The organism is Thermasporomyces composti (genome assembly GCF_003386795.1).
GTDB classification, from domain to species: domain Bacteria; phylum Actinomycetota; class Actinomycetes; order Propionibacteriales; family Actinopolymorphaceae; genus Thermasporomyces; species Thermasporomyces composti.
Genome location: NZ_QTUC01000001.1, coordinates 2,931,056 through 2,952,751, shown reverse-complemented (window position 1 = coordinate 2,952,751; position 21,696 = coordinate 2,931,056). Strand labels below are relative to the sequence as shown.

At 69.6% G+C, this 21,696-nt stretch carries 19 protein-coding genes, 1 tRNA gene and 1 pseudogene; 1 reads left to right on the top strand and 20 read right to left on the bottom strand.

Features of this window, described 5'->3' with window-relative positions; genetic code table 11:
• Window positions 1-82: 82 nt before the first annotated feature.
• From DFJ64_RS12835 to DFJ64_RS12805, 7 genes are all read right to left on the bottom strand, one after another.
• Window positions 83-826 carry a hypothetical protein gene (locus DFJ64_RS12835; RefSeq protein WP_115850664.1) on the bottom strand — a complete coding sequence of 248 codons (744 nt, stop codon included), beginning with the start codon at window positions 824-826 and terminating at the stop codon, window positions 83-85.
• A 155-nt stretch (window positions 827-981) separates the two neighbouring features.
• The gene (locus DFJ64_RS12830) at window positions 982-2,379 is read right to left on the bottom strand and encodes a hypothetical protein (protein WP_115850663.1); all 1,398 of its coding nucleotides are present in this window, start codon (window positions 2,377-2,379) and stop codon (window positions 982-984) included.
• 129 nt (window positions 2,380-2,508) lie between these two features.
• Window positions 2,509-3,201: a thermonuclease family protein gene (locus DFJ64_RS12825; RefSeq protein WP_147304690.1), complete on the bottom strand. Its 693-nt coding sequence runs from the start codon at window positions 3,199-3,201 to the stop codon at window positions 2,509-2,511.
• 987 nt (window positions 3,202-4,188) lie between these two features.
• A complete protein-coding gene (locus DFJ64_RS12820) occupies window positions 4,189-4,803 on the bottom strand; it encodes a PIN domain-containing protein (protein WP_115850661.1) in 615 nt (204 codons plus the stop codon).
• A gap of 29 nt (window positions 4,804-4,832) precedes the next feature.
• Window positions 4,833-5,654: an ImmA/IrrE family metallo-endopeptidase gene (locus DFJ64_RS12815; protein ID WP_115850660.1), complete on the bottom strand. Its 822-nt coding sequence runs from the start codon at window positions 5,652-5,654 to the stop codon at window positions 4,833-4,835.
• A 20-nt stretch (window positions 5,655-5,674) separates the two neighbouring features.
• Complete coding sequence (locus tag DFJ64_RS12810; protein ID WP_115852059.1) at window positions 5,675-6,013, bottom strand: helix-turn-helix domain-containing protein; 339 nt, start codon at window positions 6,011-6,013, stop codon at window positions 5,675-5,677.
• Between the two features lie 430 nt (window positions 6,014-6,443).
• Window positions 6,444-6,525 (bottom strand) — tRNA-Tyr (locus DFJ64_RS12805).
• Between the two features lie 101 nt (window positions 6,526-6,626).
• Here DFJ64_RS12805 and DFJ64_RS12800 point away from each other — a divergent pair.
• Complete coding sequence (locus DFJ64_RS12800) at window positions 6,627-7,121, top strand: YajQ family cyclic di-GMP-binding protein (RefSeq protein WP_115850659.1); 495 nt, start codon at window positions 6,627-6,629, stop codon at window positions 7,119-7,121.
• 60 nt (window positions 7,122-7,181) lie between these two features.
• Here DFJ64_RS12800 and DFJ64_RS12795 read toward each other — a convergent pair whose 3' ends face one another.
• The 13 genes and pseudogenes from DFJ64_RS12795 to DFJ64_RS12735 form a co-directional block, all read right to left on the bottom strand.
• Window positions 7,182-8,087, bottom strand: a complete 906-nt coding sequence (locus DFJ64_RS12795; protein WP_115850658.1) for a M48 family metalloprotease — start codon at window positions 8,085-8,087, stop codon at window positions 7,182-7,184.
• Window positions 8,088-8,162: 75 nt separating this feature from the next.
• The gene (locus tag DFJ64_RS12790; protein WP_245941103.1) at window positions 8,163-9,551 is read right to left on the bottom strand and encodes an FAD-dependent monooxygenase; all 1,389 of its coding nucleotides are present in this window, start codon (window positions 9,549-9,551) and stop codon (window positions 8,163-8,165) included.
• 102 nt (window positions 9,552-9,653) lie between these two features.
• Window positions 9,654-11,315, bottom strand: a complete 1,662-nt coding sequence (locus tag DFJ64_RS12785) for an NADH-quinone oxidoreductase subunit N (RefSeq protein ID WP_115850656.1) — start codon at window positions 11,313-11,315, stop codon at window positions 9,654-9,656.
• Between the two features lie 7 nt (window positions 11,316-11,322).
• Complete coding sequence (locus DFJ64_RS12780; RefSeq protein WP_115850655.1) at window positions 11,323-12,879, bottom strand: complex I subunit 4 family protein; 1,557 nt, start codon at window positions 12,877-12,879, stop codon at window positions 11,323-11,325.
• A 106-nt stretch (window positions 12,880-12,985) separates the two neighbouring features.
• Entirely contained in the window at window positions 12,986-14,929 is a 1,944-nt protein-coding gene (locus DFJ64_RS12775) for an NADH-quinone oxidoreductase subunit 5 family protein (protein WP_115850654.1), read from the bottom strand.
• Window positions 14,930-14,931: 2 nt separating this feature from the next.
• Window positions 14,932-15,405 (bottom strand): NADH-quinone oxidoreductase subunit NuoK, encoded by a 474-nt coding sequence (gene nuoK / locus DFJ64_RS20235; protein ID WP_115850653.1) that lies wholly within the window; start codon window positions 15,403-15,405, stop codon window positions 14,932-14,934.
• Window positions 15,405-15,962 carry an NADH-quinone oxidoreductase subunit J family protein gene (locus tag DFJ64_RS12765; RefSeq protein ID WP_115850652.1) on the bottom strand — a complete coding sequence of 186 codons (558 nt, stop codon included), beginning with the start codon at window positions 15,960-15,962 and terminating at the stop codon, window positions 15,405-15,407. The genes nuoK and DFJ64_RS12765 overlap by 1 nt, the downstream gene beginning before the upstream one ends.
• A gap of 303 nt (window positions 15,963-16,265) precedes the next feature.
• Window positions 16,266-16,490: pseudogene (locus DFJ64_RS19930) on the bottom strand (4Fe-4S binding protein); the annotation flags it as partial.
• Window positions 16,491-16,661: 171 nt separating this feature from the next.
• Entirely contained in the window at window positions 16,662-17,618 is a 957-nt protein-coding gene (gene nuoH, locus DFJ64_RS12755; RefSeq protein ID WP_115850651.1) for an NADH-quinone oxidoreductase subunit NuoH, read from the bottom strand.
• A complete protein-coding gene (locus tag DFJ64_RS12750) occupies window positions 17,611-18,594 on the bottom strand; it encodes an NADH-quinone oxidoreductase subunit C (protein WP_115850650.1) in 984 nt (327 codons plus the stop codon). The genes nuoH and DFJ64_RS12750 overlap by 8 nt, the downstream gene beginning before the upstream one ends.
• Window positions 18,591-19,301, bottom strand: a complete 711-nt coding sequence (locus DFJ64_RS12745) for an NADH-quinone oxidoreductase subunit B (protein WP_425452188.1) — start codon at window positions 19,299-19,301, stop codon at window positions 18,591-18,593. The genes DFJ64_RS12750 and DFJ64_RS12745 overlap by 4 nt, the downstream gene beginning before the upstream one ends.
• Window positions 19,292-19,678 (bottom strand): NADH-quinone oxidoreductase subunit A, encoded by a 387-nt coding sequence (locus DFJ64_RS12740; protein ID WP_211310602.1) that lies wholly within the window; start codon window positions 19,676-19,678, stop codon window positions 19,292-19,294. Before DFJ64_RS12740 ends, DFJ64_RS12745 begins: the two co-directional genes overlap by 10 nt.
• Window positions 19,679-19,812: 134 nt before the next feature.
• Complete coding sequence (locus tag DFJ64_RS12735) at window positions 19,813-21,570, bottom strand: ABC transporter substrate-binding protein (RefSeq protein ID WP_115850649.1); 1,758 nt, start codon at window positions 21,568-21,570, stop codon at window positions 19,813-19,815.
• Between the last annotated feature and the right edge of the window lie 126 nt (window positions 21,571-21,696).

Below are 21,696 nucleotides of genomic sequence, written 5' to 3'. Positions count from 1 at the left end.
ACTGCGTGGGATACGAGAGAAATCGCGGACCGCGCACCCGGGCTGGTAGGCGCGCGGTCCGTGTGGCTGCACTGGCGGCTGGCTACTCGCCGGTGGTGGCGTAGTCCACCGTGCCGTACAGGTCGCACCGGTCCGGCCTCGTGGTGGTGAGGATGCTGTCTACCTCGACCGCCTTCACGGCGCCGGAGCGGTGGAGGGCGTCCTGGTAGGTGAACCCGCCGCCGACGATTTTGCCGCCGGCGTAGCAGACGGCGGTGAGCCGGTAGTCACGGATGTCCTGCTGGAAGTTGCTCCGCATCTTGCCAACCACCTTGGCGGTGCCCTCGTCCTCGAGGTAGCGCACGTCTGAGGCGATCAAACGCGAGTTGGGGTGGTCGTCAGGGAAGCTCTCGCTGACGTCGACCTCCGCGGTGACCTTGCCGATCTGGGCGTTCTCGCCGACGTCAACCGGGGTGCTGATGCCGGCGGTTTGGCCGGCAGCGAGCACGACGGTGTCAGTCTCCTGCCCGAGCACCTCACCAGCTTTGTCGTAGAACGCGAAGTCAACGTTGACGACGGCCTTGAGCTTGGTGGGGTTGGCGACGATGGCCACCGCCTCGGCGGTGCCCCACGAGTCGTCGGAGTAGCCGTAGCCCACGGCGGTGACGTGGATCTTGCCCTTCTCGGCGGCGGACTCCGCTTCCGGTTTGGGTTGCGGTTTCCCGGTGGCGGGAGTGGTCTCGGCCGGGTCGCCGGCGCCGCCCGTGGGGGCGGCATTGTTGCCACAGCCGGCGAGGGTGAGGGCCGCGATCGTCGCGATCGCGGCAGCGGTCAGGGCCGGTTTCACGGTGTGGGTTCCCCCCTGTGTTGTCTGCGTTGCCGTCGCCCTGCATCAGGGCGTGCGGGGTACATGGTGGTCCAAACACGGGCCGCGCGTTTGCACCCGCGACCGTGGCGCGTCTGCAGGGTTCCGTGGCCAGCTTCCGCAGGTGGCGGTGACGTTCACCACAGCGTCAGTGCGGAGTCGTCGTTCCCGGTCTCGCTGTTCGCGTCACGCACCTCCTCCTTCTGCTCGTCCTCCTTCCGCTCGTAGACGCTGTGGGGCCAGAGGACATCAAACTTGGCCTGCACGGCCATGCGATGGGTGTCCACGACCCATGTCTGAGCGTCGTACTCGTCTGGCTCGCCAAGCTTGCGCCACCACTGCTCGGCATGCGCGGCGTTCTCGTCGAGGACACGCTCAACCCACTCCGCCCTGTCGAAGATGTAGGGGTTGGTTGTGCCGAGCGGCGTCACAGGCTGGGTGGCCAGCCACACGATCCGTGCTCGGTCTACGCCGGCATAGCTGGCTGCGACGATCGCTTGCCGGAAACGCTCGGTAGCGTCGTGAGCGATGACTTCACGTTCTTTGCGGGTCTTGGGCTGCCAGTTCGCCAGGTGCTTCGACAGGTCGACCTCGGTCATCCTGCGCAGATGAAAGGTGAGGGCTGGTTCGAGAGCGTCCACCAGATCACGGAAAGACTTCCCCGTGCCCTCGCGGAACGAGTCATTCCACCACTGAGCCGAGGTGTGCGTGTGGGTAAGCCGCGTCAGCGCTAGCCGCAACCCGTCGTCGCACAGGCCCGCATCGCCAGCGGTGAGCGCGAAGTTCCAGGACACGATAAGCCGCTTTTTGTCAGCCAACCTGAGCTCGCTCGGCGGACCCTTCAACGCCGGCGCGTCCGCGATCACTTCGTCGATGACCGTCTTTCGCGAGCTGGCGGGCCTCTCAGGCTCTCCTGGGCCAGCCCTCTCTGGCCGCACCGGCGAGTCAATCCTCGTCGTGCTCGCGGTGGTTCCCGAGTCTCGCAACTCCGGTGCGGTGGCGAGCGCCTCGTCAGCATCCCGAGACGGTGCCTCGGGCATATCGTTGCTTGCGTTGACAGTCTCGCTGTGGGCGTCACGGGCCGGGGCGGGGCGCCGCCGATTGGATTCCTCCTTGCGGAGAACCGGGTGGCTTCCCAAGCCGGTAAAGGTATATGGCGGCGGCTCGCTCGTTGGTTTCAGGTCTGGACGCTTCTTCTCGACGAGGTCGTATAGCTTCTCCTCCAGGTCGCGAGCGCGTTGGTCCCTTGGCAGGGTAAAGGACAGTCCACGAAAAGGTTCGCCCCTTGGCCGCCACCAGATCTCAAGATTCAGCGGCTGAGTCGAGAGGATGGTCCGCGATCCAATACAGATCAACTCGTCGATCGGGATCCGCCATATATCGTCACTAAGGATCAGGAACAGGTCATTGATAGTCAGTACGAGGTAACAGCCTGCTGGGGTGTCCGGATCCCCGTCGGCCTCGGCATATGACAGTGCAATGGGCTCGCCAAAGACCAGAACCGCGGGTGCGAGCATCTCGACGAACTCCCTCATGGCGCGACGTTCCCGTGCCGCCTTGATCCACCTCCAAAGCATCGAATCCTTCCCTAGGCCAGCCTTGCCCGGAACACAAGAAATGCGGTCCGGCGCTCGCCGCAGTATGTGCAGCGGCGAGCGCCGCAGTCATGACTCGCACACCACCCCGTCGCCGTCGGCGTCGCGGTACCAGTCGTACTCCGGGTCCTTGCCGCGGTAGTACGGGCCGTAGCCGTGGGCGATGGCCTCCTTGCAGGTGCTGAACCTGGGGTCGAGGTCGCCGCCAGGGTTCTTCGGCTGCTTCTTCGGCTCCTGCGGCTTGGGACGCTTCGGCTGGGGCTTGGGCTCAGCAGGCTTGGTGGTGGGCTTGGTAGAGCAGGCACCCCAGAGCCCCGCGCCGGCGGCTCGAGCAGCCTGTTCAGCGGCGCGGAACCTCGCCTGGTACTTGTACGCCGCGTCGTAGGTGTACTCCTCTGCGAATCCCTGGCGGATCATGACCTCGTTGAACAGGCGCCCGTCACGCATCCACACATACGCGAGGGTCCTGCCGTACTTGTCGAGCCGCCCCTGGGACGGATCGAACTCGAGCCGGACCGACGCTGCGTCGAGCAGCTCGTGCGCCTTCCTGGAGGCCTCGGGGCCGTAGCACTCCACCGGCATGTTGGGGTGCACCGTCTCTGGAGTGTCCATGCCGATCAGCCGGAGCGTCACGGCCTCCCCGCCGCGGCGCACCTTGATCGTGTCTCCGTCGACGACATCGACGACTGGTAGCCACTCCCCCTCCGGGGTCTGGGTACCGGTGGCGGCAGCGGCTGGCGCTGCAGACCGTGTCGCGGCCACAGTCGGCGTCGACGTGCCTGTCGGTGTCGTAGAGGCGGCCGCGGTGGGAGTGTGGTCCGGCTCTGCGGTTGTGGTGGTCGTCGTCGAGGTGTCGTTCGCGCCCGCACCGACCCCAAGGAAGAAGACCAGCACGTAGCCGACGGCCCACAGCCACAACGGCCGCGGTGCCTGGAACGACCGCCGCGCCCGTCCCTTCCCCGGGACGGCTGGAGGGAAGGGTAGACCTGACGGCTGCACAGGTGACGGTAGACCAGGCTCAGACGACATGTCCCCCCCCCCCAAAAAAGACTTGGCTACTGAGCAGCGATCAACGCTGACCGGATCATGCCAGCACGCTCGCGCTCGCGTGACCCAATTGGGAAAGTTCCCTCCGGACATGGACTGCCGGAGCGTCGCATCAACCGTGGACCGAGCGAGCGCCTCGTGGCCATCGAGACAGTGTGCGTACGTCTCGAGCAGTACCTTGACGCTGTGGCCCGCCCACTCGGCAACCTGGGCCGGGCCGACACCGGCGTTGAGTCATGTCGAGACGGCCGCATGCCGTAGGTCGTAGGGACGTATAGCGCGTGGTGAGTTCACTTGCTCCGCTGTCACGGCCTTCATACGCACTTTGGCCCAGACTCGCTCGTAGGTGCTGGAGTCCAGCGGACCGCCGCTTATCCTGCGGAACAGCCGCCCCTCGCCGTCGGTGCCGAAGCGCTCGGGGTGACGGTGAAGCAGCTCTGTGAGTGCCGGGGCCCGACGTTGCTGCGCCAAGCCGCTTCAGATCGGCATACTCGCACGCGAGATCGAACATCGAACGTTCTCGGTGGCTTGAAGCAGGGATACGGGTATCCCATCTGACGTGTCGAATGCTTCACCTTTCGCGCGGGCCTGATGAGCTCGGCGTGGAGACCGTGGCCAGCGCCCGTGGGTCTCCTACTGCCCGTCGTGGCTCCCCAAGTACTGGCCTGTTCGCTTGTCCAAGGGCAGCGACGGACATGGACGTTAAAGCCAGATGGATGGCGACAGCAGATTGGTCTTCTCGATCGGCGGAAGACCGTCGTCGAGGCCGCGCAACCGTGCGTACATGTCGCGCATGACAGCTTTGTTTGGGATGTAGTCCGTACCGGCCGCGCGCTCCAGGACAGTGGGGGTGCTGATGAGCCGGATCATACCTACCGGTCGGCCGTCAGCCTGCAAGCGCCGAAGTCGGCGGATCTCTAAGGTGGCGATCTTTGCTCCGGGGCCGTCATCGATGAGCACGGTTACGTCATTGCTCGCTTCGGCGGCGACAACGGCGTGCGCGATGACCATCGTTTCGCCGAGATCTTTCCGGTGTTTGAGCCGCTCGCGCATGGGAAGCCGGCTGATCCGGCGCACGACTGCCTCGAGCTCGGGTGTCACGTCATCAGGAAGGACCTGCATCAAGCGTTCCGGCAACTTGCGCCAGACGACCTCAGCAGCGCGGAAGCGTTCATCCTGTCGCGACTTGCGGAGTATTTCGTCACGAACGGTTTCGGGCACGCTCAGCGGCCCGAGAGTGTCGAAAAGAAGTCGCTCCTTGTTAATGGCGAAAAAGTTCAGGCCGGGCCCGGCATCGATGATCGGCCTCCGGCTCATCCCCCGCGACCCTCTTACGTTGATTCCTGCTAGTCGTCGCTGTCAAGGTCGCTCAGATCCACGTCAACGTCGGGGAGGTCACGAGCGGCACTCCACTCGACGGGCTGATCGGGCGCCACGACGCCAGCTTCTTCCAGCTCTGCCTCGACCTCACGGAGGGGAATACCACGCAGGGTCGCGATGGCTTGCGCCGACAGGACACCCTCGGCTAAACCCATGATCGCGCGCGCGAGAAGCCGCTGCGGCGCCCTCCGCCGGTTGGAATCGGCCTGCAACGCGTGGTATTGATCGCTCCATCCGAACCGGGCCGCCAACTGCGGAGTGAAGACCCTTGACCATTTCTCTTTGGTGGCGTTGTCGATGTACCCGGCCTGCTCCAGCGCGATGGCGGCGATCGCGGGTGATACGAGGAACCGCTGCACGACGGCCGACAGCGTCGCCAGGGTTATTTGGTCTTCCTGGTCTCCGAGGAACTCCCGCAGACCTTCGAGGGGGATCAACAGGTGCCGCGCGAAGGCCCGACAGCGTTCCTCCTGAGGGGTCTGGTCGCTCCACTTCACGGCGGCATCCTGTGGAACCCAGTCTCCGAACAGAACGTGACCGAGTTCATGGGCGAGAGTACTGCGCTGCCGCATTGGCTTCTGCGTGCGAGCGACTCCGATGAACACAGTACCCCGCTCCGGGTCCCGCATGGCCAGGCCGTGCTCATCGGGGCCCGCGTCAAGGACGGCGACGTCGACACCGGTGGTCTGTTCGATAATCGCCACCAGGTCACCCAGCGGCTGTACCCCGAGATGGTGCTCTCGGCGGAAGCGTTCGGCCGCAGCGCGCCCTTCGGCCTCGGGACTCATGATCCGCGTCCGTCCTGCGCTCATACCACCGCAGGGATGGCCTGGTCATCTAGGTAGTCGGACAGTTCCAAAAAGTGCAGCAGTGCCTCCCGCATGCTCTCCATGTCGGAGTCGTTCGTCGCGCGAGCCGCGCACACCGCCCGGTCGGCCACCGTCCCCGTCCCTGTCAGCTCCGCGACCGTGTGCCCAGTCGCCTCCGCGATCAGGACGATCTCCGGCATCTTCGCTGGCCGATCCCCTGAGATGATCCGTGACAGCGTGGACTGCGAGATTCCGGTCACGTCCGCCAGGGCACGCTGGCTGAGGCCCGCGGCCATGCGAGCACGCTCGATCCGCTCCCCCACGTTCGCGATCGTCATGGCCATCCCACCCCCTGAATCAAGATTTCTCAACGTGATTCAGTATAGGTGCCGGCTCGAGGTGCGCCAACCGCCGGACCCTTGCCCCGTAGAGGCGTCACACGGCATCAGACGCAGAGCAAGCTCTTGAGTTGTGGGGACGGTTGCGCTCGGCAGGTCCAGCGACGCAGCGACGGGATCACAGCCACAATGCACGCGCGACGCCGGCCGGCCCCACGACGTGGCTACACGGCGAACTCGTGTGGAGCGGCTCGCCGAGGTGCCACCACATCGCACCGCGCCTTGGGCTTGGTGCACGCTCGACGCCCGGTGCGGCGCCTAGGTGGGCAGGCTATGGGAACGGATGACCGTGGGGAGCCAGTCGAGCCGGGGCGGACGCGCGAACGCCCCCTGGCCTGTTTCCGCAGGTCAGGGGGCGTTTTGCGTGGTGTGGCAGGTGCAGGATTCGAACCTGCGTAGGCTGAGCCGACGGTTTTACAGACCGCTCCCTTTGGCCGCTCGGGCAACCTGCCATGTGCCGCCTTGCGGCATGCGAGTTGAGAGGATAGCGCAGAGGTCCTGGCGCCGTCACCGCGGCCGGCGCCTTCCAGCAGCCGTCGTAGAAGGGAGCCCCATGCCCGCTGAGTCGTCGTTCGACATCGTGAGCCGCGTCGACCGTCAGGAGGCCGACAACGCTCTGAACCAGGCGGCTCGCGAGATCTCCCAGCGGTACGACTTCAAGAACACCGGAGCCCGCATCCGCTGGTCAGGCGAGCTGGGGGTGGAGATCGCCGCGAACTCCGAGGAGCGGGCGAAGGCCGTCCTCGACGTCTTCAAGGAGAAGCTGGTCAAGCGGGGCGTCTCGCTGAAAAGCCTCAAAGCGGACGAGCCGAGGCAGTCCGGCAAGGAGTACCGCATCCACGGCAGCTTCCAGCAGGGCATCTCCCAGGAGAACGCCAAGAAGGTCGCCAAGATCATCCGCGACGAGGGCCCGAAGGGCGTCAAGGTCCAGGTTCAGGGCGACGAGCTGCGGGTGTCGAGCAAGAAGAAGGACGACCTCCAGGCGGTGATCGCCCTGCTCAAGGGGAAGGACCTCGACTTCTCCCTGCAGTTCACAAACTACCGATGAGACCGGACGAAGCGACCGGTACGGCCGGACGAGCCGCCGGTGAGGGGTCGCTCGCTGACGTCAGCGCCATGGGAACGGCCGTCGCGGCAGGCCGGCGAGCGCCTCGAGGCGAGCGACCCGCTCCCTCGTTGGAGGGTGGGTGGAGAACAGCCGCATCAGGCCGCGCTCCCGGAACGGGTTGGCGATCATGAGGGCGGCCGTGCTGCGCAGCTCGGGGATCGCCGGGAGCGGTGCGCGCCGCACCGTCGCGTCGATCTTGCGCAGCGCGCTTGCCAAGCTCGCCGGATCACCGGTGACCCGCGCCGAGGTCACGTCCGCCGCGTACTCCCGCGACCGCGCGATCGCCAGGTGGAGGAGGGTCGCGGCGAGCGGCCCGAGGACGACGAGCAGGGCCCGGCCGAGCCGTCCGGCACGCCGCCCTCCACGGCGACCACGGCGGGCAGCGCGGGCCTCCACGAACCAGGCGAATCGCGCGATGTAGAGGATCATGCTCGCCAGCGCGGCCGCCACCGACGAGACCAAGATGTCGCGACTCGCGACATGTCCGAGCTCGTGACCGAGAACAGCGCGGAGCTCGCGCCGGTCGAGGAGGGACAGCAGCCCTTCGGTCACACAGATCGCCGAGCGACGCGGGTTGCGACCGGTCGCGAACGCGTTCGGTGTCGGGAGGGGCGAGACGTACACGGCGGGAATGGGCAGCCGCATGGTCGTCGCCAGCTCGCGCACCAACCGGCACAGCTCCGGCCGGTTCGCCTCACTCACCGGGTACGCGCGCATCGACCGGAGCGCGATCCGGTCGCTCCAGAAGTACGCGCCGAGGTTCACCGTCACGGCCAGCACGACCGCCAGCGCGAGGCCCACGCGCCCGGCAACGACCCGACCGACGACCACGAGCAGGACCGACACCACGACCAGGATCAGCGTGGTCTTGATCTGGTTGCGGTGGCAGTGCGCGCGATCGTCCATACCTCGGCCGAGACCTCCATCCGAGGAAACGGTCGCCGGCCAGGGCGACGTTCCCTACGCGGCGGAGTTACACCGTTACACCTGATGCCCTGATCCGGGAGGGTCTGACCCAGTCGGGCCCGGCCGGCCCGCGTGTCGAGGGCGGTAGGGCTCGCCCACGTCCAGCGGCTCGGTCGTGCCCACCATGTCGGCCAGGTAGGCGGCCGCGATCTCGGCGTTGGCGTTCGACCGGAGACCCACGTAGCCGTCGGGTCGCACCACGAGGAGCGTGCCACCTCGCCGGCCGAGCAGTCGACGCGCCTCCCCGTACCGGTCGAGCAGGGTCACCCCCAAGGCCCCCGAGGCGCCTCCCCCGATGACCGCCGTGCGGACCGCGTCCCCGAAGCGCCGCTTCAGCCGAGCCACGGTGTCGGCGGTCGCCGAGCCGAGGCCGAGCACCGTCCAGTGGGTGCCCCGCATCAGGTCGGATGTGCGTACATCGGCGGCGTCCGTCATGCTCCACAACCGCACGTCCGGGAGTCGGTCGCCAGCCTTGAGCAGGTCGCGCTTGCTGCCGAGCTCCTGACTCAGGCGCGACGTGCGGTAGTGGTCACCGGACGCGTCGTCGCGACGACGCGTGAGCCTCCCGACGAGCGATGTCCCGAACGTGAGGATCCGCCGCATCGGCGAGGCGGGAGTGGCGGTCGCGCCGGTGGCGCGCGCGACCGGGAGCCGCTCGCTCTCGTAGGTGTCGAGGAGGAAGTCGTCGGCACCCTGGACCACCGCGGCGAGCTTCCAGCCGAGGTTGTAGGCGTCCTCGAACGCGGTGTCCAGACCACCGGACGCGACGTGCGCCGCTCCGCCGGCGAGGAGGACCCGCCCGTCGCGGTACCGGTCGGGCTCGACGCCCGGCAGCGCCCGCACCCCGACACCAGGATCGCCGGTCCTGACGACGTACGCCGCCCGAATCGTGTGGACAGCGCCCTTCGAGCCCGCGGACGCGACGACGGTGACTGTCACGCCGTCGTCGTCCTGCTCGAGGTCGGCGAGCGCGTCCACCGGCCACGCATCGACACCACACGCCGCGAGGCGCTGGCGAAGCACGGCCTCGACGTCGCCGAGCCCGAGAGCAAGCGGGGCGCCGTCCTGACCGGTGGACGTGCGCAGACACCCCGGACGCCCGCTCACCAACGGGTCGAGAACGCCGAGGTCGTCGAGGATCGTTTGAGTCCGCGGGTTCAGCCGCACCGACTCCGCTGACGCACGCCGGCTCGCCGCGGCCCGGACGACCCCGGCGCCACGGTGGTCACCCCAGTCACGGCCTGCGCCGCTCCGGTGGTCGTCGTCCGGGTCGAGGAGAAGGACCCCGATCCTTCGCCGAGCCAGGTCGAGCGCCACGGTGAGACCCGTCGGGCCGGACCCGACGACGAGCACCTCACACGCCGTGGGCCCACGGTCGGCGGCGTGCCTGGCGCGTTCTCCCACGCGGGAAAGGCTTCCAGTTTCGCCCTCGCCCCGCAAACGACCCTCCCCTCGCCCGGGTGACCGGCGGGGGCCGTCGTCTCACACGCGAGGTCGACGCGCCGGTCACCTCGACAGGGCGAGCGGTAGCTGCGGCAGGACGTCGAGCGCCACGCCAGGAGCGACCGACAAGACGATGCCTAGGACGGCGGTGACGCCGATGGCGAGCATCGCGGGCCAGGGCACCCGGCGCCCGTGGTCGGCATCGGTCGACGGCGCGGTGCCGACCGCCGGCATGAACAGCCGCGCCGTCCACGGCAGGTAGTACGCCAAGCCGATCACCACGTTCACCGCCACCACGACCGCGAGCCAGCCCGCGCCCGACTCGACGGCGGCCCGGAAGATCACCACCTTCGCGAACAACCCCGCGACACCCGGTGGTAGACCGGCCAGGGCGAGCAGGAAGAACGCCAACGCCACGGCACGCGCCGGATCGCGCCGGATCATCCCGCGATAGTCCTCCAGCCGCACCCCACGCCCTTCGGCGCCGGTGCCGGAGCCGATCACCGACGTCACCACACCGAACGCACCGAGGTTGAGCACCGCGTAGATGAGCAGGTACGCCACCGTCGCGGCGAGCACCTCCGCCACGTCCGCGGACCGCCCGCCGGCCGACGTCACACCGCCCGAGCCCGTCACCGCGGACACGGCCCCCAGCGGGACCAGCAGGTAGCCCGCCTGCGCGATGCTGGACCAGGCGAGCAGCCGGACCGCGGTCTGCTGCCGGAGCGCGACGAGGTTGCCGACGGTCACCGTCACCGCGGCTAGCACACCCACGATCGGGGACCACACGCCGGCGTACGACGGGAAGGCGAGGCTCACCACCAGCAGCAACCCGACCAGCCCAGCCCCCTTGGAGACCACCGACAGGTACGCGGCGACGGCGACCGGCGCGCCGACGTAGGTGTCGGGCACCCAGAAGTGGAACGGCACCGCGGACACCTTGAACGCCAGGCCCACCAGCGTGAGCACCACCCCGACGGCGGCGACACCGGTGAGGCGGGACTCGCCCGCGGCCGTGCTCTCGGAGGCGAGCGCGGCGGCGATCCGGTCGAAGTGGACGGCGCCCGTCACGCCGTAGACCAGCGAGACGCCGAGCAGCATCACCGCGACCGACACCACCGAGACGAGGAAGAACTTCAGCGCCGCCTCGGCGGATCGCCGGTCTCGGCGCAGGCCGACCAACGCGAACGCCGGCAACGACACCAGCTCGAGCGCCACCACCAGGGTCACCAGGTCGCGTGCGCCGGCGATCGTCATCGCGCCAGCGGCCGAGGCGAGCAGCAGGAAGTGGTACTCGCCGGTCGGCAGGTGCCCCGCCGACGTCCCACCATCCACGGACACCTCAGCGTCCGTCGACGACGTCTCCGGCCTCGCTGGTTCCGCCGCCGTCCAGGTCGCCGTGGCCGACAGCAGCACCACCAGCGCCGCGCCACCCGCCGCCACGAGCTGGAAGACGAGCGTGGTCGTGTCCACGACGTACGAGCACGCCTCCCCCGCTCCCCTGCTGTCCGGTGCGCAGAACACCGACCGGGTCGTGCCCAGCAGCGGCAGGAGAAGCAGCAGCGCCACCACCAGACCGCCGAGCGACAGCCACGTCACCAAACCACGCCGGATGGCGGTAGCCGGGGCGACCACGCTGGCCACCAACGCGGCGACAGCCGTGAGCGCCACCACCAGGGGCGGTCCCACGGCGAGCCAGTCGACCGGCTGCACCAGACTCGTCACGTCCCGCTCACCTCCCCACCAGCAGGTGGACGGCGGGCTCGGTGAGAGCCAGGACCGCCCGCGGATACAGCCCGAGCACCAGGGTCAGCGCCACCAGCGGCGCCCACGACCAGACCTCGATGGCGGTCACGTCGCGAACCGTCGAGGACGCCGCCCGGTCGCTCCCCTGGCACAGACGTCGAACGAGGACGAGGAAGTACGCCGCCGTCAGCACCGCACCGAACCCGGCCAACACCATGAGCACGACGTAGGTGGACCGGGTGAGCACGGCGTTCGGCTGGAAGGCCCCCAGTAGCGCGAGCATCTCGCCCCAGAAGCCCGCCAACCCCGGCAGACCGAGGCTGGCGACCGCGCCGAAGAGGAACAGCCCGCCCAGCCGCGGCATCCGCGCGTACAGGCCGCCACCGATCGCGGCGAGCAGGCCACTGCCATGACGGTCCTTGATGGCGCCGGCCAGGAAGAACAGCAGCCCGGTGATGAGTCCGTGCGCCACTCCGGCGAAGATCGCGCCGTTGACGCCGACCGGGCTGAGCGTGGCGATGCCGAGCAGCACGAACCCCATGTGCCCGACGGACGAGTACGCGACGATCCGCTTGAGATCCCCCGAGGGCGCCGCTGGACCGATCCCGGCGAGTGGCCGCAGCGGCCGCGTGCCGCACTGGGCGAGGCAGGCCAGCGCCCCGTAGAGGATCCCAACGGTCGCGAACGCCGCGAGGTACGGGGCGACGACCCGGGCGCCGTCGGGCACCACAGGCAACCAGACCCGGATGAACCCGTAGGTGCCCATCTTGAGCAGGACCCCGGCCAGCAGCACCGACCCGATGGTCGGCGCCTTCGCGTGGGCGTCCGGCAGCCAGGTGTGCAGCGGCCACAGCGGGCTCTTCACCCCCAGCCCGAGCCCGATCGCCACAGCGGCGGCGACCTGGGTGCCGAGGGCGATGCCGTCTCCCCCGCGTCGCGCGAGCTCGACCAGGTCGAACGTGCCGGACCCGGCGTAGACGACGAGGAACCCCACGAGCATGACGGCGCTGCCGAGCACCGTGTAGAGGATGAACGTCGTCGCGGCACGCCGCCGTCCGCCCGGGTCGTCCGGGTCACCCCAGACGGCGATGACGAACCACATGGGCACCAGTACGACCTCGAAGAAGAGGAAGAAGACGACGAGGTCGAGCGCCACGAAGGTGCCCAGCATCCCCACCTCGAGCAGCAGCACCAGGCCGACCAGCGCACGCGCGCGGCGGGGCGGGGTGCGGGTGAGGGAGAGCAGGCAGAGGAACGTGAGCAGCGCAGTCAGCGACACCATCGGCAGCGAGACGCCGTCGATGCCGAGGTGCCATCGCACGTCGATCGCGCCGATCCACGACACGTCCGTCTCGAACTGCACCCGGTGTGCGGCGGACCGGTCGAACGCGAGCCCGAGGACCACGGCGGTGGCCAGCGTGGCACCGCTGACGCCGACGCCGACGGGCACCACGGCGCGCTCGGGAACCAGTCGGGGCATGCCGGCCACCACGGCGGCGCCGACCAACGGCAAGGCCAGCAGGAGCCATACGAGGACGTTCATCGCGCCACCCACCCTGTCCACAGTCCGGACCTCCCGAACGCCGGCGCGCGAGCGAGCGGCGACCGGGAGACGACTGTGCTTCTCAGGGGGCCTCTCAGTGGGTCTCTCATGTGATCGCCCCCCATGCCGCGACGGCGAGGACGACGACCCCCGCGAGGAGCAGGCTCAGGTAGGTCTGGACGTTGCCCGTCTGCGCCAGGCGCAGGGCGCCGCCGAGCAGCCGAGCGAGCCGACCGGCGCCGCTCACGTAGACGTCCACGACGTCGCGGTCGCCGGCGATCGCCGCACGGGACAGCGTCCAGACAGGCCGGACGACGAGCACGCCGATGAGGTCGTCGAGCCGGAAGCCGCTCCGGATGAGGGGACGTGCCCGCCCGAGCAGCTCGGCCGGGTCGCGCTGGCCGTGCTCCCGCCAGAACCACACCACCGCGGCGATCGAGCCGACCACGAGCAGCGTCGACACGAGCGTGGTGCTCACGTGGAGCAGCGACCGGTCGTCGGCGTCCGCGGGCCCACCGCCCAGCCAACCACTCCAGGTCATGGGAGCGAGCGCGACGAGCCCGAGCAGGACGCTCGGCACCGCCAAGCCGACGACCGGCCAGCGCATGAGCGCGGAGACCTCGGCGGACGCCTCCACGTCGTGCGCGCCTCCCGCCGTGGACAGGGCGTCCTGGCCGGTCGGACCGTGCTCGCTCGTCGGAACGCGCTCGTTCGTCGGCGCGGGGCCGAAGAACACCCGCAGCCACAGGCGGGTGCAGTACGCCGCGGTGAGGACGACGGTCACCAGCCCGGCGAGGAGCAGCAGCCACGCCGCGCCCCTCGGCAGCGCGCCCCCGTGCAGCGCCACCTCCTGGACCGCGCCCAGGACGGCGTCCTTGGCGAAGAACCCCGCCAGTGGAGGCAGCGCCGCCAACGCCGCGAGTCCCACCGTCATGGTCACGAACGTCACGGGCAGCCGCGACCGCAAGCCGCCCATCGCCGCCAGGTCGTTGCCCCCCGCGACGTTGGTGAGCGTCCCGGAGGACAGGAACAGCAGCGCCTTGAACGCCCCGTGAACCACGAGCAGCAGGACCGCGGCGGTGTACCCGCCGGCGGCCAGGCCGGCGAACATGACGGCGAGCTGACTCACCGTGGACCACGCCAAGATGCGCTTGACGTCGTCCTCGGCGAACGCGGCCAACGCCGAGCCGACCATGGTGACGGCCGCGACGAGCGCGAGGACGACGAGCGTCACGGGGGCAGCCTGGAAGACGTCGAGGAGCCGGGCGACGACGAACACACCGGCCGCGACCATGGTCGCGGCGTGGATCAGCGCGCTCACCGGCGTCGGGCCGGCCATCGCGTCCGGCAGCCAGACGTGGAGTGGGAACTGTGCCGACTTGCCCACCACCCCGCACAGCAGGAGCAGCGTCGCCAGCGTCGCCGCTCCGGTCGTCAGGTCCCCGGCGACGTGCTGGATCTCGCTGATGCGGAAGCTGTCGGCGGCCGTGCCGAGGACGAAGATGCCGAAGAGGAACCCGATGTCACCCAACCGGGTGACGAGGAACGCCTTCACCGCCGCGTCCCGCGCCGCCGCCAGCTCCCAGTGGTGGCTGATGAGGAGGTAGGAGCACAGGCCCATCACCTCCCACCCGACGAGCAGCACGAACAGGTCGTCGGCCGCCACTACGAGCAGCATGGCGGAGGTGAAGAGCGAGACGAGCGCGACGTAGGACGGGTAGCGGGGGGCGGCGCGCATGTAGGTGACCGAGTAGACCTGCACGGCCAGCGCCACACTCGCCACCAGCAAGCTCACCATGGCCGACAAGCCGTCCGCCCGGAACGCGAGGTGGAACGCCAGCCCGCCCGTCGGAACCTGAGCGAGCGTCAACGTCTGCGTGCCCAGCGTTCCGAGCAGGTTCTGGGCGACCACCACGCACGAACCGAGGGTGGCGAGTCCCGCGCCGGCGACGCCGACGGTGGCGACGAGACGCCGACCGCGCTGCCCGAGCGCCAACGCGAGCGCGGCGGCGATGAACGACGCGACGACGCCGAGGAGCAGCCCGCTCATCCTCAACCTCCGCTCCTTGCGGGCTGTGTCGGTCGGTCGGCTTCCTCGACGCTCTCGCCGTCACCCGTCCGGCCGGCGGAGCCGTCGACCGGCTCCCCGGTGCGGTCACCGGCCCACTCGTCGCCGATCTCCACCTCTGGTCCAGCACCCGTCTCTGGCCCGGCACCGTCTCGATCGGCGAGGTCGCGCACGCGGTCGACGTCGACGTGGGCCCGAACGCGGAACAAGCGCAGCACGATCGCCAAGCCGAGCCCGATCTCGGCGGCCGCGATCGTGATGACGAACAGCGTCAGCACCTGGCCGGAGCGAAGGCCGTCACCGTGCCAGGTGTCGAACGCGACCAGGTTGAGGTTGACCGCGTTGAGCATGAGCTCGACGCCCATGAGGACGAGGATCGCGTTGCGCCGGGCCAGCACGCCGTAGACGCCGATGGCGAACAGCAGTGTCGAGACCAGGAGCGGATACAGCAGTGGCATCAACCGCTCCCTTCCCCATCGCGGACCCCATCGTGGATGCCCTCGCGGTCGCGCCGCCGGGCCCGCGCGGTGGACAACACGATCGCGCCGACCAGGGCGGCCAGCAAGAGCACCGACAAGACCTCGAACGGCAACACCCAGGTGGCGAAGACAGCGGTCCCGATCGCCTCGGCTCCCCCGATGGACGCGCCCGCCAGATCGATGACCTCCCCGCGGAAGCCAGCCACCAACGTCGTCCCGACGACTCCCGCCACCGCGACCGCGACGATCCCGGCGAACCACGCGTTGGCGGTGGTGAGGTCCGCGACCGGAGCGGTCGGTGACCGGGTCAGCATGAGCGCGAACACCAGCAGGACGACGACCGCGCCCACGTAGATGAGGACTTGGACCCACGCCACGAGCTCGGCCGTCAACAGCAGGTAGCACCCGGCGAGCGCGCCCAGCGTGACGACGAGCCAGAGCGCGGCGTGGACGACTCGTCGGGTGGTGACGACCAGCAGGGCCGAGCCCACCGCCACCACACCGAGCAGCAGGAACAGCACGCGGACCGCGGTCACCCGACCACCACCTCCCCGTCGGGTCGGGGCGTGGGTCCCAGGGTGGGATGACGCCGCGGCTCACGTCGTCCCATCACGACCTCGCCTGGGCGACTCGACGTCCTCGGACCGGTCGACGCCGTCGGGTCGAGTGCTTCTCGCCGACGTCCTCGCCGCGGCCCGCTCCGCGGCGGCGAGCTCCTTCGGCGGCTCCGCCCTCTCGTCATCGGCCGGCGGGGGTGGCACCGTCCACATCCACTCGCGCAGCCGGTCCTTCTCGTGCGTGAGGTCACGGATGTCGGTCGCGGCGTACTCGAACTCCGGTGACCAGAACAGCGCGTCGAACGGACACACCTCGACGCAGATCCCGCAGTACATGCAGAGCGAGAAGTCGATGGCGAAGCGGTCGAGCACGTTGTGGCTGCGCTCCCGCCCGCCCGGGGTGCTCGGCGGGACCGTCTCCTTGTGGGAGTCGATGTAGATGCACCAGCACGGGCACTCCCGGGCGCACAGCATGCAGACGGTGCAGTTCTCCTCGAGCAGCGCGATGACCCCACGCGAGCGTGGCGGCAACTCGGGCTTGACGTCGGGGTACTGGGCGGTGACCGCCCGTCGGGTGAGGTTCTCGAACGTCACCTTCAGCCCTCGGGCGAGCCCCTTGCCCGGAAGCTCCTTCACGCTCACCTCACCTCCACCATGGGCTCGTCTGCCCTCCCGTCCTCACAGCGCCACCGCCACCACGCCGGTGAGGGCGAGCTGGACGAGCGCGACTGGGACCAGCAGCTGCCACGCGAGCCGCTGCAGCTGGTCCGCCCGGAACCGCGGGAAGGTCACTCGCACCCAGATCACGACGAACGCCACCGCGAAGACCTTGAGCAGCGTCCACAGCCACCCCAGCCACTCATCGAAGGGACCGCGCCAGCCACCCAGGAAGAGCACGGTGGTGAGCGCGGACAAGACGACGATCCCGGCGTACTCGGCGAGCAGGAACAGCGCGAATCGAATGCCCGTGTACTCGGTGTAGGGGCCGAAGATGATCTCGGCGTCGGCGACCGGCATGTCGAAGGGAGGGCGGTGCAGCTCGGCGAGGCCGGCGACGAAGAAGACGAACAACCCCGGCAACTGCCAGAGCAGCCACCACGGCCGCCACGCCTCGACGATGCCCGAGAGCGACAGCGTGCCGGCGGCCATGGCGACGCTCGCGGCGGCGAGGACGAACGGCAGCTCGTACGCCAGCAGCTGGCCGGCCGCCCGGAACGCCCCCAGCAGGCTGTACTTGTTGGCGCTCGCCCAGCCGCCCATGAGCGAGCCGAGCACGCCGACCCCCATGACGGCGATGACGAAGAACAGGCCGGTCTCCAGGTCCACCCCGACCAGCCCGGGGGCCAGCGGGATGGCCACGAGCGCGACGAGGTACGGCACGAGCGCGAGGACGGGGGCGAGCTGGAAGACCCGGCGGTCGGCGTTCGCCGGGACGACGTCCTCCTTCTGCGCGAACTTCACCCCGTCCGCCACGAGCTGCGCCCACCCGTGGAAGCCGCCGGCGTACATGGGGCCCAGGCGGCTCTGCATGTGTGCCATCACCTTGTGCTCGGTCTGTCCGACGACGAGGGGGAGCACGAGGAAGGCCACGAACACGCAGCCGGTCCTGAGGGCGAGGTCCACCACGTCAACCATGCGACTCGCCACCTTCGAGGCCGTTGGTGCGGTCGTCGCCGGCAGCTGACGTCGGCTGGTCCCGCCCCGACGGGACCGACCCCGATGGAGCAGGCCCCGAGGACCCCGGCGCTGGTGAGCCCGGCGCTGGTGAGCCGGGTGCCGGGGAGGCCGAGGAGGAGGGCGGCTGGTCCGCTGTCGAACGAGGCGCCGTCGCGCCGGGCGGCGTCGAACGAGCCGGCCGTGAGGCACGGGCGGGTCGCTCACGACGGCCCGGACGGGCCGGCGCGGTCACCGCGAGCGGATCGGGCTCGGGAGAGCCCGGCGGACGCGGGCCCCACGCCTCCGGTGCCGGGACACCGGGTGGCGCGACCCGCCGCCGGCTCGGGGCTCGCGCGGCGTCATGGTCGGACTCTCCCGGCTCCTTCGCACCCGGCCAGGGCTTGGCGACACGTGCGGCCAGGACGAACTCCTTGCGGAGCGGATGGCCCTCGAACCCGTCAGGCAGCAGCAACGGCACGAGATTCGGGTGGCCGTCGAAGTCGATGCCGAACATCTCGTGGGTCTCCCGCTCGTGCCAGTCGGCGCCGGCGTAGACCGTGGTCGCTGTCGGCAGTCGAGCGGCGTCCCGTGGCACGCGCGTGCGCAGCAGCACGTGGACGAGCGAGTCGTCGTCTGCCGCGTCACCCTGGGCGGCCTCGCCCGCCGCCGAGCCTCCGCCCCCCGTCGACGCCCTGTCCTCCTGCGAACGCACGTGACCCGGTGGTCTCGGTGGCCGCGCGACGTGGCACACCACGGCGAAGCCCTGCTCGAGCTCGTCGACCGCCGACAGCCAGTCGAAGTACGTGCAGCCCACGTCGTCGCGCAGGACGGTGAGCGCTTCGATCCACCGGTCCGGCGGCACGTCGAAGGTCGGCGGGTCGAAGGCATCGTCGACGCCGACGTCGACCCCCAGCGCCGTGGCCAGTCGCTCCCTCACCTGCTCCGTGACGCTCACGGCTGATCACCTCGCCGCAGCGGCCGTCGGAGCAGGGAGGCCGGGCTGCGCCACCGCGGCGACCTGCCGGCGTCCGCCGACCCGCTGGCGTCCTCGGGGCGGTCGGCGGTGTCGTGCCCGGAGCCCTGCGCGCCCTGGTCGCGGGTGTACCGGGTGGCCAGCGACTCCCCGGCGATCTTGTTCTGCAACGTCACGATGCCCTGCAGGAGTGCCTCCGGACGCGGTGGACATCCCGGCACGTAGACGTCGACCGGGACGATCTGGTCGACGCCCTTCGTGACGCTGTAGGAGTCCCAGTACGGCCCGCCCGAGTTGGAGCAGGAGCCGAACGAGATCACGTACTTCGGGTCGGGCATCTGCTCGTAGAGCCGTCGGATGGCCGGCGCCATCTTGTCGGTGACCGTGCCCGAGACCACCATGAGGTCGGCCTGGCGCGGCCCCGGAGCGAACGGGATCACACCGAGGCGGATGAAGTCGTGCCGCGACATGGACGACGCGATGAACTCGATCGCGCAGCAGGCCAGGCCGAAGTTGAAGACCCAGAGCGACCAGCGACGGCCCCAGTTCAGCACGAACCGCAGGGGCTGGGGCGCCAGCCTGCTGAGCGGACCGAGGCGCACCGGCGCCGTGCCGGCCGCGCGGCCACCCACCTGCGGCATGGGCAGGTCGACCGGGCGACGACCCGTGCCCGAGGCGGTCACGTCCACCGCAGCACCCCCTTCCGCCAGGCGTAGAGCAAGCCCACCGCGATGAAGCCGAGGAACACGAGCATCTCGACGAGGGTGGCCCAACCGAACGTCGGCGCCGTGAAGACGGTCGCCCACGGGAAGAGGTAGATCGCGTCCACGGCGAACACGACGTACAGGTAGGCGTACACGTAGTAGCGGACGTGGCTCTGCGCCCACCCCACGCCGACCGGATCGATGCCCGACTCGTAGGTGACGAGCTTCTCCGACGTGGGTCGGCTGGGCCGCAGCAGTGCGCTGGCGGCGAAGGCGGCGCCCGCGAACCCCACGCCGACGAGGATGACCGCGAGCACGGTCGTGTAGGTCGCGTAGTAGCTCGCGTTCTGAGACAGCGACACGCCTTACCGCCTCCCCTCGCACCCGTGCACGCGAGTCTAGGGGTACGGCACGGATCATGGTCGACTCACGACGCCAGGTGAGACCGGTGACCCGTGCCCGGGCGGCGATGGCGGCGCCGTCCGGCGGCGGCGTCCTACTCGAGCAGGTAGATCTGGGTGTAGTCCGGCATGCCGAGGACGGTGTCGACGACGACGTTGGCCACCTTCGAGCCGTGCAGCAGGGTCGTCCCGCCCTCGCCCAGCGGCACCACGGGCAGGTACTTCTCCATGATCATCTGGTCCAGCTTGCCCCACTCCGCGAGCGCCTTGTCGGCGGGCAGCCGGCTGATCCGCTCGATCTCCTCGTTGACCTCGCGCACGTTGAGGAACGACTGGATCGGGGCGCCGGGCAGGTCGGCCTTCCGCCCGTCAAGGATGGCCGGCAGCACCGAGTCGCCGCTACCCCAGTCCATGCACCAGCTCCCGGCGCGGAGGTTGGCGGGGCGGATGGCGTCGTCGCTCAGGTCGCGGGCCAGGCTGGACGGCGCCGGCAGCGTCTTCACCACGAAGCCCGCCCGCTCCAACGCCTCCGCGCGCACCTCCGCGATCTTGGTGTCGATGGGGTCGTCGGCGGAGTAGTAGAACGACAGCTCGAACCCCAGCTGCCCGGCCTCCTCCAGCATCTTGCGGGCCGCCTCCGGGTCCCCGTCACCCTTGCCGCCGTTGCCGATCGCGTCGTGCGGGATCCAGCCGGGCGTCGCCGAGGGCATGATCGTCGTGGCGGGTCGCCAGGTCAGCCCTGGCACGGCGCCCGCCGCGCGGCTCTCGGACTCCAGCGGCCAGGCCTTCGCGATCGCCCGGCGGACCGGCAGCGGCACCTTGCGGGTGTCGATCCACATGTAGGTCGTGCACGGGCTCGGGCCGGTGACCAGCCGTTTCTCGGCTTCGGTGCCGCGGATCGCGCGGTAGTTCTCGACCAGGATGTCGTTGTAGGTGATCGCGTACTGGTCGGGGCCCTCGTCGGCGATGATCCGCTTCTGGACCTCGTCCCCGTCCAGCCCGAACTCGAAGACGATCTTGTCGAGGAGCTGGTGCCGACCCGGGTCGGTCTCGGGGTCCCAGTGCTCGTTGCGGACCAGCGTCAGCCGCTTGCCGTCCCAGTCGCCGTCGAACTTGTACGGACCCGTGGCGAGGGGGTGCTTGCTGTACTCACCCCGGGTGTCCTTGTCCTTCGGGATCGGCGCGAACGCCGGCAGCGAGGCGTAGTAGCGCAGCGACGGGAACGGCTTGCGCATCTTCAGCACGATCGTCTTGTCGTCGGGCGTCTCGACCGCCTCGAAGTCGTCGCCGTCCTTGAACGGCCCCCGGTAGGTCTCGCCGCCGAGGTAGTAGTCGATCCCGTAGGTCGGACCACCGGGCAGCTCCTCCTGGGCGAACTGCCGCTTGATGGCGTACGCCACGTCAGCCGCCGTGACCGGTGTGCCGTCCTCGTACTTCAGGCCGTCTCGCAGTGTGAACTCCCACCGCGTGAAGTCCTTGTTGGGACGGCCAAGATCGGTCGCCAGGTCCGGGACGAGCACGGGCTTGCCGTTCTCGTACCGGGTCTGGGTGAGGCTGCGCGTGACGAGCTTCATGATCGCCAGCGTGTCGAGGTGGTAGACCCGCGTGGGGTCGAAGGTGTGGGGGTTCCTGGAGGAGAGGACGCGGAGGGTGCCCCCGGATCGCGCGTTCGGCACCGGCGGCGCGGGAGGCTGCGCCTCGGGGTCCTGGGCTTCGACGTAGGTCACCGACGTGGGACGCGGTGACGGTGACTGTGCCGCGCTCCTGGAGAGGTCTGGCAGGGGAATCGCATGGCAGGCACTGACCGCCATGGCCCCGATGACCGCCGCCACCGTCCACTTTGGCCGTCGCATCGACCGGCTCCCCTCCCTCTCGATGGCCGGACTTGGCGGTACCGCTGTCGTGGGATCCACCGAGAGTTACAGTCGACTCGCACGTTGCGGTGGTGATCCACTGTCCGGCGGCACCCGCGACTCATA

Excerpts from the sequence above, each read along its gene's own strand:
- DFJ64_RS12775 (WP_115850654.1), bottom strand. The coding sequence starts at position 14,929 with ATGAGCGGGCTGCTCCTCGGCGTCGTCGCGTCGTTCATCGCCGCCGCG.
- nuoH (WP_115850651.1), bottom strand. The coding sequence starts at position 17,618 with ATGGTTGACGTGGTGGACCTCGCCCTCAGGACCGGCTGCGTGTTCGTG.
- DFJ64_RS12800 (WP_115850659.1), top strand. The coding sequence starts at position 6,627 with ATGCCCGCTGAGTCGTCGTTCGACATCGTGAGCCGCGTCGACCGTCAG.
- DFJ64_RS12810 (WP_115852059.1), bottom strand. The coding sequence starts at position 6,013 with ATGACGATCGCGAACGTGGGGGAGCGGATCGAGCGTGCTCGCATGGCC.
- DFJ64_RS12780 (WP_115850655.1), bottom strand. The coding sequence starts at position 12,879 with ATGAACGTCCTCGTATGGCTCCTGCTGGCCTTGCCGTTGGTCGGCGCC.
- DFJ64_RS12820 (WP_115850661.1), bottom strand. The coding sequence starts at position 4,803 with ATGAGCCGGAGGCCGATCATCGATGCCGGGCCCGGCCTGAACTTTTTC.
- DFJ64_RS12735 (WP_115850649.1), bottom strand. The coding sequence starts at position 21,570 with ATGCGACGGCCAAAGTGGACGGTGGCGGCGGTCATCGGGGCCATGGCG.
- DFJ64_RS12830 (WP_115850663.1), bottom strand. The coding sequence starts at position 2,379 with ATGAGGGAGTTCGTCGAGATGCTCGCACCCGCGGTTCTGGTCTTTGGC.
- DFJ64_RS12815 (WP_115850660.1), bottom strand. The coding sequence starts at position 5,654 with ATGAGTCCCGAGGCCGAAGGGCGCGCTGCGGCCGAACGCTTCCGCCGA.
- DFJ64_RS12795 (WP_115850658.1), bottom strand. The coding sequence starts at position 8,087 with ATGGACGATCGCGCGCACTGCCACCGCAACCAGATCAAGACCACGCTG.
- nuoK (WP_115850653.1), bottom strand. The coding sequence starts at position 15,405 with ATGCCACTGCTGTATCCGCTCCTGGTCTCGACACTGCTGTTCGCCATC.